Annotated in this window: 16 protein-coding genes; 13 read left to right on the forward strand and 3 right to left on the reverse strand. The window is 60.8% G+C overall.

Features of this window, described 5'->3' with window-relative positions; translation table 11 throughout:
* Positions 1 to 26 precede the first annotated feature (26 nt).
* Both J3485_RS28005 and J3485_RS28015 read right to left on the reverse strand, forming a co-directional pair.
* Positions 27 to 1,460, reverse strand: coding sequence for an ATP-binding protein (locus J3485_RS28005; RefSeq protein WP_242538960.1), 1,434 nt, complete (start codon positions 1,458 to 1,460; stop codon positions 27 to 29).
* Positions 1,461 to 1,470: 10 nt separating this feature from the next.
* Positions 1,471 to 2,193: a response regulator gene (locus J3485_RS28015; protein ID WP_206957877.1), complete on the reverse strand. Its 723-nt coding sequence runs from the start codon at positions 2,191 to 2,193 to the stop codon at positions 1,471 to 1,473.
* Between the two features lie 8 nt (positions 2,194 to 2,201).
* On the opposite strand from J3485_RS28015, the gene J3485_RS28020 reads away from it, so the two are divergent.
* From J3485_RS28020 to J3485_RS28030, 3 genes are read left to right on the forward strand one after another with little or no spacing between them, the layout of a single operon-like run.
* Positions 2,202 to 2,672 carry a hypothetical protein gene (locus tag J3485_RS28020; protein WP_206957879.1) on the forward strand — a complete coding sequence of 157 codons (471 nt, stop codon included), beginning with the start codon at positions 2,202 to 2,204 and terminating at the stop codon, positions 2,670 to 2,672.
* Between the two features lie 42 nt (positions 2,673 to 2,714).
* Positions 2,715 to 2,915, forward strand: a complete 201-nt coding sequence (locus J3485_RS28025; protein ID WP_206957881.1) for a hypothetical protein — start codon at positions 2,715 to 2,717, stop codon at positions 2,913 to 2,915.
* Between the two features lie 27 nt (positions 2,916 to 2,942).
* Complete coding sequence (locus tag J3485_RS28030; protein ID WP_206957883.1) at positions 2,943 to 3,164, forward strand: hypothetical protein; 222 nt, start codon at positions 2,943 to 2,945, stop codon at positions 3,162 to 3,164.
* Positions 3,165 to 3,420: 256 nt separating this feature from the next.
* Here the strand turns inward: J3485_RS28030 and J3485_RS28035 are convergent, their stop codons facing one another.
* Positions 3,421 to 4,035 (reverse strand): TetR/AcrR family transcriptional regulator, encoded by a 615-nt coding sequence (locus tag J3485_RS28035; protein ID WP_206957886.1) that lies wholly within the window; start codon positions 4,033 to 4,035, stop codon positions 3,421 to 3,423.
* An 81-nt stretch (positions 4,036 to 4,116) separates the two neighbouring features.
* On the opposite strand from J3485_RS28035, the gene J3485_RS28040 reads away from it, so the two are divergent.
* The 10 genes from J3485_RS28040 to J3485_RS28085 all read left to right on the forward strand — a co-directional run bounded on the left by J3485_RS28040 (position 4,117) and on the right by J3485_RS28085 (position 12,565).
* Positions 4,117 to 5,244 (forward strand): MBL fold metallo-hydrolase, encoded by a 1,128-nt coding sequence (locus J3485_RS28040; protein WP_206957888.1) that lies wholly within the window; start codon positions 4,117 to 4,119, stop codon positions 5,242 to 5,244.
* A gap of 389 nt (positions 5,245 to 5,633) precedes the next feature.
* Positions 5,634 to 6,320, forward strand: a complete 687-nt coding sequence (locus J3485_RS28045) for an RraA family protein (RefSeq protein WP_206957889.1) — start codon at positions 5,634 to 5,636, stop codon at positions 6,318 to 6,320.
* 31 nt (positions 6,321 to 6,351) lie between these two features.
* The gene (locus J3485_RS28050) at positions 6,352 to 6,891 is read left to right on the forward strand and encodes a type 2 periplasmic-binding domain-containing protein (RefSeq protein ID WP_206957891.1); all 540 of its coding nucleotides are present in this window, start codon (positions 6,352 to 6,354) and stop codon (positions 6,889 to 6,891) included.
* Entirely contained in the window at positions 6,888 to 7,745 is an 858-nt protein-coding gene (locus tag J3485_RS28055; RefSeq protein WP_206957893.1) for an aminotransferase class IV, read from the forward strand. The genes J3485_RS28050 and J3485_RS28055 overlap by 4 nt, the downstream gene beginning before the upstream one ends.
* A gap of 31 nt (positions 7,746 to 7,776) precedes the next feature.
* Entirely contained in the window at positions 7,777 to 8,445 is a 669-nt protein-coding gene (locus J3485_RS28060) for a 2OG-Fe dioxygenase family protein (RefSeq protein WP_206957895.1), read from the forward strand.
* A 1-nt stretch (position 8,446) separates the two neighbouring features.
* On the forward strand, positions 8,447 to 8,824 hold the full coding sequence (locus J3485_RS28065) for a cupin domain-containing protein (protein WP_206957897.1): 378 nt from the start codon (positions 8,447 to 8,449) through the stop codon (positions 8,822 to 8,824).
* A gap of 12 nt (positions 8,825 to 8,836) precedes the next feature.
* Positions 8,837 to 10,384 (forward strand): AMP-binding protein, encoded by a 1,548-nt coding sequence (locus tag J3485_RS28070; RefSeq protein WP_206957899.1) that lies wholly within the window; start codon positions 8,837 to 8,839, stop codon positions 10,382 to 10,384.
* Between the two features lie 42 nt (positions 10,385 to 10,426).
* The gene (locus J3485_RS28075; protein WP_206957901.1) at positions 10,427 to 10,690 is read left to right on the forward strand and encodes a phosphopantetheine-binding protein; all 264 of its coding nucleotides are present in this window, start codon (positions 10,427 to 10,429) and stop codon (positions 10,688 to 10,690) included.
* Positions 10,691 to 10,725: 35 nt separating this feature from the next.
* Positions 10,726 to 11,607 (forward strand): chlorinating enzyme, encoded by an 882-nt coding sequence (locus J3485_RS28080; RefSeq protein WP_206957908.1) that lies wholly within the window; start codon positions 10,726 to 10,728, stop codon positions 11,605 to 11,607.
* A 28-nt stretch (positions 11,608 to 11,635) separates the two neighbouring features.
* Positions 11,636 to 12,565, forward strand: a complete 930-nt coding sequence (locus J3485_RS28085; protein WP_206957910.1) for a 3-oxoacyl-[acyl-carrier-protein] synthase III C-terminal domain-containing protein — start codon at positions 11,636 to 11,638, stop codon at positions 12,563 to 12,565.
* Positions 12,566 to 12,602 lie beyond the last annotated feature (37 nt).

Below are 12,602 nucleotides of genomic sequence, written 5' to 3' on the forward strand. Positions count from 1 at the left end.
GCAGTCTTTTTATCGCTCTTTCACCGTTACGTCACAGGCAAGGCAATCTTGACCTGCAACCCACCCTCCGGATGATTGCTGACGTCGCATCGGCCGCCATGATCGCGGACCAGCCGCGACACGATCGCAAGCCCGAGTCCGCAATGACCTTCGCCCCCGCGTGCCGCATCGAGTCGCACGAACGGCTTCATTGCCGCAGCGATTCGATCTTCGGGGATACCAGTTCCGTGATCGCGCACCGTCAGAACCCACTCGCCGTCTTCGCGTGCCGTGTGAATTCGGATGGGCGCGGCGCCGTGCTCGAGCGCATTGTCGACGAGATTCGTCATGAGCCGGTCGAGCAGCACGCGAGGCAGCGTAAACGACGGGCCCGCGTGTAGATCGAGTTCGAATAGCGGGCCGTCGCCGCCGCCTTCTTCCACGACCGTGAATTGCGTCCGTAGGAATGCTTCGGTCTCGACTGGCAAACCGTCGTCGATGGCCTGTCCCGCAAACTCGAGAAACTGCTCGACGATATTCGACAGTGAATCGACATCGTGCAGCAGGCCGGCCCGATCTTGCTCGTCCGCAATCAAACTCGCGCGCAGCTTCAGGCGTGTGAGCGGCGCCTTCAAGTCGTGCGCGACGCCGGCGAGCATCACCGCTTGATCGTCGTCCGCTTCGTTGAGCCTGCGCATCATGTCGTTGAACGCACTGATCAAATCGCGCAACTCGCGTGGCCCTCGCTCGCCGACCGGCGCCGGTCGCCCACCCGCGCCGAATGTCCGCGCGGCGAGCGCAACGCGCGACAGGGGGCGCTGCATCTGCCACGCGACGAACACCGACAAGATGATCGCGGCGATCAGGATCGATGCTGTTTCGAGCATGAAGTGCGGCGGCGGTGGCATGTTCAGCGGCACGACGATCCAGTTCGCCGAGCTGGGCGTGCGTACCCAGATGTGCGGCGGACGATCGTCGTCGACTGCAATCGTGCTGCCGGTCGGCAGATGTTCGCGCAGGAAGCGAATCGTATGGACGAGCGGCGGCTCGGTCGGCTCGTGAAGATGGGACGTCGGCGGCACCTTATTCCACGGCACCGTTCTTATCGGTGGGCCAGGCGGTCCGAGCGGTCCATGCGGCCCCCGCGACATCGGTGGAGGGTGCAGCCCGTTGCCGTCGTCCATCGGCGGTGGTCCAAGTGGCCCAGGCGGTCCATGAAAAGGCCCGTTCGGCGACATGTCGTCCAACGGCAGTGGACGCATCGGCGAATCTATCGGCGAATCCATCGGCGCTCGCGGGAGACCCATGTCGCGGCTGTTCGCGGCTTGCAGCGCGAGCAATATTCCGTGCGCGAAACCGTCCGCTTCGTGCCGCGGCTCGCGAATCGCGAGCGTGATGAACCAGGTCGATTGAATGGCGAGCAGAACGACGGTCGTCAGCAACGCCATTCTGCCGAACAACGTGTTCAGTGGATTTCGCATCGACGCTCCGTTACGCGTGGGCGGGCGGTTCTGTCGCATCGGGCACGAACACATAGCCCTTGCCGCGCACGGTCTGTATGTAGCGGGGGCGCGACGGATCCTCTTCGATCGCGCGGCGCAGCCGCCAGATGGGCACGTCGAGACTGCGATCGTGGAATGCAATCTCGTCGCGATGCATCAGATCGTGGATCAGCACCCGCGACAGCACCTTGTACGGGTGGCTGGCCAGAATCTTCAACAGACCGAATTCGCTGTTGCGAAGCGGCAGCGCTTCGCCGTTGCAAAAGAGCGAACGTGCGCCGAAATCGAGCGCAAACGGGCCGAAGCAATATCGTTCGCGCGTATCGGGTGCACTCGCGAGTGCCGGCCCGCGGCGGCGAAGCACCGCCTCGATTCGTGCCAGGAGTTCATCGGGATCGAACGGCTTCGGTAGATAGTCGTCGGCGCCGAGCTTGAGCCCGGCGATGCGCTCGGGTATCGAGCCGCGCGCGCTGACGAAGATCACCGGGATGTCGTCGCCGGCTGCGCGCAGCGCGGCGAGCGCGGTTAGCCCGTCCGTGTTCGGCATCATGACGTCGAGCACGATGACCGATGGACGTTCGCGTTCCAGCCGGCGTCGCAGATGCGTACCGTCGTGGAGCACGGACGTATCGAGTCCGTTCGACTGCAAAAAGCGGCACAGCAGATCGCGTACGACGGGGTCGTCGTCGACTATCAGAACCTGGGGTTTCATGTCGGGCATTGGGGCGGGATGACGCCGGCGATACTGAGATCACGACGGCATACGAATTCGCGATCATCGCACGGATCGATCCGCGAAAGGCTCTCTGCCGCGCGGCGGCACACGCGTGCACCGCCGCGGGAGCGGGCGCGGCGCGCGTTCAGGCGCCGGCCAGCCAAGTTGCCGCGTATCAGGCGGACGTGCTGACGAAAACGCCGCTCGACGAAGACCCGGCGCTTTGCAGGTTGCTCGCGAGTGCCGTCAGAAACTGCTGCAGCGTCGACGTGTCGCTCGACGTGCTGCTGCTCGATGCGCCGAATGCCGACAGCAAGTTCTGGAAGTCGCTCTCGAGCGTGCTCGTGCTCGACGAGGTGCTCGTCGTATCGCTCGTCGTCGAAGTGCTCGCCGTGGCGTTCGTCGACGTGCTGTTCGAACTCGACGACAACGATTGCGCGAGGCTTTCGATCGCCGCCGCAAGGCCATTGCCGTAGCCTTGGCCTTGCGGCGGAGGCGGCGGGGGTTGCATCGATGCGGTGCTCGTCGACGAATCCGTCGACGAAGAACCCGTCGATGCGGAGGTCGACGACGTCGAATCCGAAGACGAGGTCGATGCGCTCGTCGTACCGGTCGTGCTCGACGTGCCGTCGCTGTCCGCTTGCTGCGGAGGGGGAGGCGGCATCCCGCCGCCGCTCTGCTGCGAAACGCTCGAGAAGAGGTCGCCGAGGAATTGCTGAAGTGCGGCGCTGATCGAACTCGCCGACGTGCCGCTCGTCGTGCCGCTCGTCGATGCGGTCGAGCTCGAGTCCGTGCTCGTGGACGACGTGCTCGAGCTATCGGAGGAGGTCAGTCCGACTTGGGCTAGCGCAGCCGCGATCGCCGCGGCGAGCGGGTTCGTGCTCGAGCTTGAGCTATCGCTCGACGACGTGTCGCTGGTATTGCTTTGCGATTCTTCACGCTTCGTCTTGAGCGTTTGCCAGATTTGAGCGCTGGCGCTCGTATCGGTCAACGCGGAAATTGACATGGATGGTCTCCGTAAGTGTGGCGGTAAGGCTTGCATCTCGACCCGGACGGTCGAGGCACACGCGACATTACGGCCAACGGCCCTTAATTTGAATGTCGGGCCGGCTTCGGATGCCTTACCAAAACTTTCTTGCGGTGGGGGGCAGCGGGAATGCCGGGCGCAATGGAGTGACGATGACGAGGGTAGCGGTCGAAGTTTTGCGGCGCTTGTAAACGGGGCTAAGCATACCGCGCGAGAAACATATCGGCAGCCGATTCCGCGATTTTCTTTTGCTCGCTGTTGCTCAGAGGCGGCTGCCCCATCGTCACCTGCGGCCAGAAAGCGAATCCTTTCACGAGCCCCTGCAATTGCAGCGCGGCGAAGACAGGGTCCGCTGTCTTGAGGCGGCCATCGGCCGCGGCCGCTCGCACCCACACCGTCAGGTCTTCCTCGCGTTCGCCGAGCCGTGCCACCATATCGCGCGCACGCTCCGGCGAATGAATGCCCGCCGCGATCGCGACCCGCGCAAGCGACAAGAATGCTTCGTCGTTCAGCAGACGAAGCTTGCGCATCAACAGTTCCAACAACTGCGGACGCAACGGTTCGTCCGCGCGATAGGCCGGCGCCTGACTCGTTTGGCTCTCGTCCCATAGCTCGTGAAGGATCGCCGCGAACAGCGCTTCCTTGCTCGGGAAATGGTTGTAGACCGTCCGCTTCGAGACGCTCGCGCGGGCCGCGATGCGGTCCATGCTGGTGGCCTCGAAGCCGGCCGCCCGGAATTCCTCGATGGCCGCGCCAATGATGGCGGCGCGCTTCCGATCGGTCAGGCGTCGATAGAGGGTACAAGGGTCCATCGCGAAATTTTACACCAGGCAGTTTACTTTTCTCGACAATAAACTACACTAGCAAGTCTACTTTTGTCTCAAGGTCCTCGCATGTCATCGATCCCCGATCTGATCAGCAGCGTTCTAGGTATGACGGCGGCGAAGCGCGGGCGCGCGTTGTCCAGCACTTCGCCGCAGCACGACGGCCAGCGTTTTCGCAACGTCGCGCCGCGTCCTGTCGAAGGATTGGGCAAGACCTTGGGTATTGCGTGGAATCTTCTGTTCAATAAACCGCGCGACACGGTCCCCGGCGGCGCGGTGCCGGTCGATGCGCTGACGCGCGCGCAACTCGATGCCGCGCCCGATCGCAGCCTCTATCGGCTCGGGCATTCCACCATGCTGTTGAAGCTGCGCGGCCAGTTTTGGTTGACCGATCCCGTGTTCGCCGAACGGGCGTCGCCGTTTCGGCACGTCGGCCCCAAGCGCTTTCACGCGCCGCCCATTGCGCTCGCGGATCTTCCGCCGCTGAGCGGCGTCATCCTGTCGCACGACCACTACGATCATTTGGATCGCGATGCAGTGCTCGCATTGGCCCCGACGACGAACCTGTTTCTCACGCCGCTCGGTGTCGGCGATCGGCTGATCGAATGGGGTATCGATGCATCGAAGGTGCGCCAGTTCGATTGGTGGCAGAGCGCGGAGATCGGCGCGTTGTCGTTTACTGCCACGCCCGCGCAGCATTTTTCCGGGCGCAGTTTGTTCGACGGCAACAGCACGCTCTGGGCATCGTGGGTCATCGTCGACGATGATGTGCGCGTGTTTTTCAGCGGCGACACCGGGTACTTCGATGGGTTCAAGACGATTGGCGAACGGCTCGGCCCGTTCGACGTGACGCTGATCGAAACGGGCGCGTACGACGTTCAGTGGCCCTATGTCCACATGCAACCCGAGCAGACTGTGCAAGCGCATATCGATTTGCGCGGCCGGTGGTTGCTGCCGGTTCATAACGGCACCTTCGATTTGGCGATGCATCGTTGGCACGAACCCTTCGAGCGTGTGATGTCGCTGAGCGCCGCGCGCGGCATTGCGATCTCGACGCCGCGCATGGGCGAGCGGCTCGATCTCGCCGCGCCGCATCGAGGCGAACGGTGGTGGCGCAACGTCGTCGAAGTCGCGGAAATGCCGAAGAAGGCATGGCGCCTATGTTCAGGCCGCGATGCAGGGCGTGCGAATCCTTAGGAATCCTTATCGATAAATTTCGAGCGGCGCGACGACGCAACGCGCCTGGATCGATCCTGTTTCAACTCATCGTGCCCGCATAGGCGGCCTTCAGCGCCGCCGTCAATCAGTTTCGTGACGCTTGCCTTCCTCGTGGCGTTCAAAATTCACATTTGGCATTCGCACCGCGCATCGTAAAGTCGAGTGCGCGGCGTAACTGCTTTAACGCCATCATTGCAATTCAATGCATTCATTAGGGTGAGACTGCGCGCTTCGAATGCGTATTCAGGATGACATCGGGTTACCCCCTAATATCTTAGAGGTAGACGTGCGTCGCGGCGGGCAAATATATTTGCCTCGCATAACAAAACAAACCTATCCATTAACCGCATGTTTACCGGTTTAACGAAATGGACAGCAAAGCTTTGAAGTTGATTTATGAGAGAAAAATCAATACTTCGACGATTTCGGACATCCTGGATTCTCTTGGCGTCGAGGCGGCTCTCAATCCTGAGATTCATCCGATTGCCCAATCCAATCATTACTTCGCGGGTTTGGCGCATACGGTTGAATGGACCCGCGTAAGAAAGGGTGGCGATATTCTCGCTTCGCAAGAATCGACGTGGGAGCAAGTCAAGCACTTTCTGGTTCCGGAGATAACCGACGGCACCGGCAAAGTCTATGTGGCCGGCGCTGGCCCGATCTTGAGTTCTGCAGCGCTCGCCGGCGCCATGAGTTGCACTTACTTCGATCGGCTCGGTTTCGAAGGGGTCGTGCTGGGCGGAGCGGTCAGAGATATTCCCGAATTGCGCGAACTCGGCATACCCGTATTGGCCAGCAATCCCATTCCGGTCGATACACAGGGCAGCTATCGCGTGGTCAGTACCGGCCATTCATGCGTGATAGACAACAAGACCGTCAATACCGGTGATCTGATCGTATCCGATAGCAGCGGGACCGTTGTCGTGCCGGCTGAATTGATTGACTGTGTTTTAGAGCGCGCTTGGAGAACCGACGAGCTCGAAACCGACATGCTCCGGCAAATTCGCGGCGGACGTTCTCTGCCTCAATTGGTCGAAGAGCGACGCCGGATCTGATGGCTGGCTGATTATCTTCAAGGAGATTGACGTGTTGAAAATTCACACGCTGGGCCCCGCCGGAACGAATTGCGAAAAAGCCGCGGGCGTCTATCTAGACCGCCGTGGGATCGACGGTCAAATCGTGCTCTACGACACGCTCGAAGAAGCGGCCGACGAGATGATGGGCACGGAGGAGTCCGACGATCTGCTGCTCGGGTGCATCGTCTATCCCTATCTGCACGAGCTCGTGTTTCGCAATCATCACTGGATGAAGCTCGTCGATTGCTTCGTGATCGATACGTACGACATGGTGTTTGCGAGCCGGCTCAACGATGCCTCGCGTGTCGAGAGCATCGGCTCCCATCCCGCGCCGGTCGATCTGCTGGCCGGGGTCGCCGGGCTGTCGTCGTCGTTGGAGCCGATGCTCGTCACGTCGAATTCGGAAGCCGCTCGGTTGTGCGTGGCCGGCCGATTCGACGCTTGCATATCCACGCGCGTCGCGGCGGAGCGCGCCGGCCTCAACGTGTTGCAGAACTTCGGCCCCGTGCCGATGGGTTTCAGCATCCATGCGAAGGGGGCACGTCAATGAAATGGTGGCTCGACGGTAATTTGATTCCCAGCGACACGTTGTCGATCCCGATCAATACGTACTCGCTGCACTACGGCCTGTGTGTTTTCGAGGGCATTCGCGCCTATGGCGTCCACGGCGGCCGCTCGATCTTTCGTTTGGAGGAACACGTCGCCCGCTTTTTCGCATCGGCCGAGATGCTGGGCTCGCCGATCAAGCGCTGTCGCCCCGTCGACGTCTGCGATGCCGTGATGGCCGTGGCAGAGACGGCGCCGAGCAACGATCTTTATATCCGGCCGCTCTACTACGTCGGCAACGGCATCATGGGTTTGCGCGCCACGCCGCTCGAACAGCATGTGGCGGTGACCGCATGGCAATGGCAGACAGACCGCTCGCACGCACGATACACCTCGGGAATCAAAGTTGCGATTTCCCGGCACGTGCGGCGCAAGGACTACGCGCAAGCGAAGGTGTCGGGCAACTACTTGGCATCGGTCGCCGCAGTGAATTCGATTCCCGAAGGATTCGATGAAGCGATCTTGCTCGACGAGGACGGCTATCTGTGCGAAGCAACCGCGCAGAACGTTTTCATGATCGTTCGCAACGAAGTACATACGCCGCGCGTCAAGTCGTGCCTGAACGGCATCACGCGCAATGCAGTGATTGCATTGGCACGCCAAAACGGATTGAGCGTGTACGAGCGCGATATCACGCCCGCCGAGTTGCTGGCCGCCGACGAGGCGTTCCTGACGAGCACGGCATCCGAGGTGTTGCCGATCGCGCAGGTCGAATCGCACGCGCTCGAATCGGCCGCGCCGGGTTCTTGTACGTCGCGCATTCGGCAAGCGCTTCTCGATCTCGTTCAATCGAACTGAATTCTCTTGTTGCACAGCCAAAGGAGCCGAAATGGGAGCGCCGTACTTCATGCACAACCGGAGCTTTTTCCGCCACACGCCCGATGTCGACCTTGCTTTCTTGCAAGCGTCGTTCGACAACGTGCCGTACGACCAATATTTCACGAACGGTCAGCGTTTCAGAACGACCTCGCGCGTCGAGATCACCGATCGGGGATTCAAGCTGTTGCCGAAACGTCCGCTGTATCAGCCGCCTTCCGTCAATAAGCTCGAAAAGTACGGCGGAATTTGCCGCGATTACGAGGATGCCCCCGTTTCGCTGATCGAATCGGAGCCGTTTCATCAGCTGATCATGGAGTGGATTTCGCGCACGGGCCTGACAGTCAAAAGCTTCTCGGTCCACCAGATTCGCACGACCGGTACGGGTAGTCCCGTCCCGGAAGGCCGGCACCACGACGGCACCGACTGGACGGGACTCTATGTCCTCAAACGCCACGGCATCGAGCCTGAGAGCGCACGCACGACGTATTGGGACCGCGACGGCGAAATCGTCATGTCCGACATCCTCTCCGAAGGCGAACTCATCACGTTCGAGGACGGCAAATACACGCACGATACGACGGCGCTCGAGCCGACGCGCGAAGGGGCTTACCGCGACGTGTTCGTGTTGACGCTGCCCGAGCACGGCGTGAACGTGCCCGCCGACATGATCGGGGAGTGACATGCCGCTCTTCAACCGCAGCGATTTGCGCGTTCACGAAGTCATCGACGGCGGGCGGGCAAGCTTCATTCACGGCGAGCGGTTTTCATTGGCGTTCTGGAAGCTCGATGCGGGGGCCGTGCTGCCGCTGCATCGGCACCCTCACGAGATGGCGCCCAACGTCATGTCCGGCGCCATCGAGTTGACCGTGGGCGACGAAACGTTCCGGCTGAGTGCCGGCGATACGTTCGTGATTCCGCCGAACGTTCCCCATTCGGCGGTGGCGCTCGAGCCCTCCGAAGTGATCGACATCTTCGCGCCGACGCGCGAAGACTACCGCGCGCTTGCCGAAGGGGCTGAATCGACCTATCTCGGGCCGACGCAGACCGACCCATCCTAAACGAGGCATACGATGGAAACGTACTATTCGATGCTGTCGCGGCATCGCGACAGCACGCGGCCCGCTTTCGTCGACGCGGGCGGTCAAATGCTTTCGTTCCGCACCCTGTTCGAACATGCCGATACGATCGGGCAATGGCTGACGAGGCTGCTTGGGCAATCCAATTGCGCGGTCGGCGTGCTTCAAGACAAGAGCCTTACCGCTGTCGTTTCCATCTTCGGGACGCTGGCCGGCAATAAGGTTTTCGTGCCCATTTCGCCGGCGTTGCCGGCAGCGCGCCGCGAGTCGATCGTCGAGGCAACGGCGATGAAGGTCGTGATCGTCGACTATGCGTTGGACGACGCCATCGCCCTCGAATTGACGCGGCTCGGCCTCGTTTTGCTGTTTTGCGCGGTGGACGAAGACGGGTTGCGAGTGCATGTCACCAACCGTGAATTGCTCGGCGGCGAACCCGCCGCTGCCGTATTCGATGAGCCACTGAGTCACATCCTCTTCACGAGCGGTACGACCGGCACGCCGAAGGGCGTCATGATCAAGGCCGAGAGCCAAGCCGCTTTTACTCGGACCATGGCAGCCGCATTCGGCCACGGTTCGTCGACACGCTGGCTTTCCGTCTCGCCGCTTTATTTCGATGTCGTGACGCTCGATCTCTTTGTCGAAGTCTATAGCGGCGCGACGGTCTATCTTTATCCGCCGGGTCTGCCGGCCGCCGAACTCGCTTATACGCTCGAGAAGCATGCGATCACCGACGTGCTGTTCATTTCGTCGGTCGTGAAGATGTTGGCATCGGAATTCTCGGAACTCGGGCGGCGCGATCTGTCACGTCTCAGGCAGCTTTGGTACGGTGGCGAACCGTGCCCGATCGAAGCGCTGAGAAAGATCAAACAGTGGGTACCGCATATCGGGTTTGCACAGTGCTACGGCCCGACGGAAGTGTGCAACAACTCGACGCTGATGCGCTTCGATGACGTGCCGTTCGATCGCACCGGATTCATGCCGCTGGGCAAGCCCATCGAGTCGGTCGAGGCCTATGTGGTGGATGCCGACGGCCAACTGCTCGTGGGCTCGGGTATCGGTGAACTCTATCTGGGTGGCGTGCAAGTGATGGCCGGCTATCTGGGCGATACGGTGGGCACCGCGACGAAGCTGATCCCGAATCGATTCAACTCCGCGTCGCCCTATCGGCTCTTTCGCACCGGCGACTTCGTTCGGCGCGACGACGAAGGCTTGCTTTGGTTTCACGGCCGCCAGGACGATCTCGTCAAAGTGCGCGGCAATCGCATCTCGCTGCACGAAGTTCAGGCCGCATTCGTCTCCGAGCCCGAGATCGCCGATGCGGTCGTGCGCGTCGTACCCGATTCCATCGGCGGCTTTCTCGATGCGCTCGAGGCCGTACTGATCTGCCATAGCGCCATCGACAAACGTGCGCTCGTCGAGCGCTTGCGCGAGCGGTTGCCCGCCTACATGGTGCCCGATCGAATCCATATCGAGCTCAGAAGCGATGTGCCGATCAAAGAGAACGGGAAGCTTGATCGGCATCGACTGCTTTCGCGTATTTGAACGATTCAACAACTCATTGATTCTATGACTCAAGGAAAGGACATGTCCGAGATCAACGACTACCAAACGCCAGAAGAAGCGGGGCTTGCTTCCATTTTTTGCGAGGTGCTGAACCTCGATCGGATCGAGCGCAACGCCGGCTATCTCGAACTCGGCGGCAACTCCGTCTCGCTCTATCTGATCTTGGAAAAGGTGAAGGAGCGCTATGCGATCGATCTCGATCCGCAGTTGTTCTTCAAAAAGGAAACGTCCTCGCTGCGCGAGTTGGCCACGGCCCTCGCACGGCAGACGACCGTGCTCTTCTGAACCGCCATCGCGCTCATCCAACAAGGCAGACAGTCATGACGAGCAAATACAGCCTGACCCAGGAAGAATTGTCGAAGTTTTGGGCGAACGGTTTTATCGGCCCCTTCACGTTGTACGAACCGGATGAAATGGAGCGGTTGTGGGCCGACGTGCGATTGAACTTATTCGATCGTTCTCGCTCGCCTTATCCCGAGTCGCGCTTGAATTACGACCGGCACCTGGACGTCAAGGCACTCAGCGACGTGGCCAGTAACGCGCGTATCGTCGATCGCGTGGGCAGTATCCTGGGCGACGATCTACTGTGCTGGCGCTCCGAATGGTTTCCCAAGTATCCGGGCGATGAAGGCACGGAGTGGCACCAGGCCAAGACGTTCGTCGAATTCGAAGGCAATCCGCGCCTGCGCCCCACCGAAAACAAGAGCGGCTTGTGGGGGCTGACGGTTTGGACGGCGTTCACGGAAGCGACGCGCGAGAACGGCTGCATGAAGCTCATGGCCGGGACGCAGAACGAATGGTTCTTCGACGAAACGCGTTCGGTCGAACATGATCCGACGCGCATCAACAACAAGATCGCCGACAACGAAAAGCAAGGCTTTTTCGGCTACGACTGGGACAAGCTGAAGGTCGATCCGAATTGGAAGCCGGACGAATCGCGAGCGGTTCATATGGAAATGCGCCCAGGTCAATTCTTTATCTTCTCGTCGCAAACGCTGCACGGCTCCGAACCCAATCGCAGCCGCACGCAATCGCGCTTCGGTTGGTCGACGCGCTACGTCGCGACGCAAGTGCAGGTCTACCCCGGCTACGATCGCTACACGAGCCTCGGCGAAACGTTGTCGCTAGACAATTACTCGACGGTGCTCGTGTCGGGCGCCGACCGCTTCGGCCACAACAAGGTGCGCGCGCCGCTCGCGTGATTTGCACCCCACCCGGAAGAAAGCAATCATGAAAGAACCTGTATTCATCAGCGCCCCGGCGTTCGTGACCGGCGAATTCGTCGAGCTGGCGCGTTTCGAACTCGACGAAGCGAGCGGCGCGTCGTTGGCCGACGTGGGGGTGATCGGCGCCCGTACGGTTGTCGACGTTCCGTTGATGACATTGGCGGCAAGCGCGGCTCGGAAGGTGATGCAGGCGACGAAGGTTCCGGGCAGCGAAGTCGATGCCGTCGTCGTGTGTACGTCGAGTTTTTGGCGGCATCGGCAGCTTTCTTCCGGCGAGATCAGCCGCGCGTTGCTCGATCTGGGCATGGATCGCGCGCAAGTGGTCATGGCATCGGTGATGGGTTGCCATAACGCCGTCGCGGGTTTTCGGCTCGCGCGCAGCCTGATTCGCGCCGAGCAATTCAAGCACGTGCTGCTGATCACGGTCGACGTTGCCGATTCCCCTGCATCGAGGCTCGCCGATGGCCCTTCGCTGCTCGGGGACGGTGCCGCGGCGTGCTTGATTGCGACGCAGCCGTACGGCGACGCCTTTCAATTGATGGACCTCGTGCTGTGTGACAAGCATTCGATCGCGCGGCTCGGCGATAGCGCCGAAGATCGTCAACTCAAACTCGTGGCGTGGCTGGCGGCAATCAATAGCGTTTGTTCCGATCTTTTGAAGCGCAACGCATTGTATGGAGATCAAATCGATCGGCTTATATGCAACAATTACAACCCTCGAATGAGCCAGTGGATTGCAACGCAAGCCGGTGTCGGTCAGAAAAAAACTTATCCGTTCGACGGCACGCGCGGACATATCTGGTCTTCCGACATTTTGATCAGCTTGTCGGAGATCGCCGAGCAACGCGACTTCGAAGGCTTGGAGCGTCTCATCTGCGTGGGATCGGGGCCGCATAACTTCGGCGCCGCGCTGCTGGAACGGCGTATCCGCTGAGGCGTCATTCGAGCTTCGACAATCGGCGGCCGTTTGC

The organism is Trinickia acidisoli (genome assembly GCF_017315725.1).
GTDB classification, from domain to species: domain Bacteria; phylum Pseudomonadota; class Gammaproteobacteria; order Burkholderiales; family Burkholderiaceae; genus Trinickia; species Trinickia acidisoli.

Excerpts from the sequence above, each read along its gene's own strand:
- J3485_RS28080 (WP_206957908.1), top strand. The coding sequence starts at position 10,726 with ATGACGAGCAAATACAGCCTGACCCAGGAAGAATTGTCGAAGTTTTGG.
- J3485_RS28075 (WP_206957901.1), top strand. The coding sequence starts at position 10,427 with ATGTCCGAGATCAACGACTACCAAACGCCAGAAGAAGCGGGGCTTGCT.
- J3485_RS28065 (WP_206957897.1), top strand. The coding sequence starts at position 8,447 with ATGCCGCTCTTCAACCGCAGCGATTTGCGCGTTCACGAAGTCATCGAC.
- J3485_RS28055 (WP_206957893.1), top strand. The coding sequence starts at position 6,888 with ATGAAATGGTGGCTCGACGGTAATTTGATTCCCAGCGACACGTTGTCG.
- J3485_RS28005 (WP_242538960.1), bottom strand. The coding sequence starts at position 1,460 with ATGCGAAATCCACTGAACACGTTGTTCGGCAGAATGGCGTTGCTGACG.
- J3485_RS28060 (WP_206957895.1), top strand. The coding sequence starts at position 7,777 with ATGGGAGCGCCGTACTTCATGCACAACCGGAGCTTTTTCCGCCACACG.
- J3485_RS28035 (WP_206957886.1), bottom strand. The coding sequence starts at position 4,035 with ATGGACCCTTGTACCCTCTATCGACGCCTGACCGATCGGAAGCGCGCC.
- J3485_RS28015 (WP_206957877.1), bottom strand. The coding sequence starts at position 2,193 with ATGAAACCCCAGGTTCTGATAGTCGACGACGACCCCGTCGTACGCGAT.
- J3485_RS28045 (WP_206957889.1), top strand. The coding sequence starts at position 5,634 with ATGGACAGCAAAGCTTTGAAGTTGATTTATGAGAGAAAAATCAATACT.
- J3485_RS28085 (WP_206957910.1), top strand. The coding sequence starts at position 11,636 with ATGAAAGAACCTGTATTCATCAGCGCCCCGGCGTTCGTGACCGGCGAA.
- J3485_RS28070 (WP_206957899.1), top strand. The coding sequence starts at position 8,837 with ATGGAAACGTACTATTCGATGCTGTCGCGGCATCGCGACAGCACGCGG.
- J3485_RS28040 (WP_206957888.1), top strand. The coding sequence starts at position 4,117 with ATGTCATCGATCCCCGATCTGATCAGCAGCGTTCTAGGTATGACGGCG.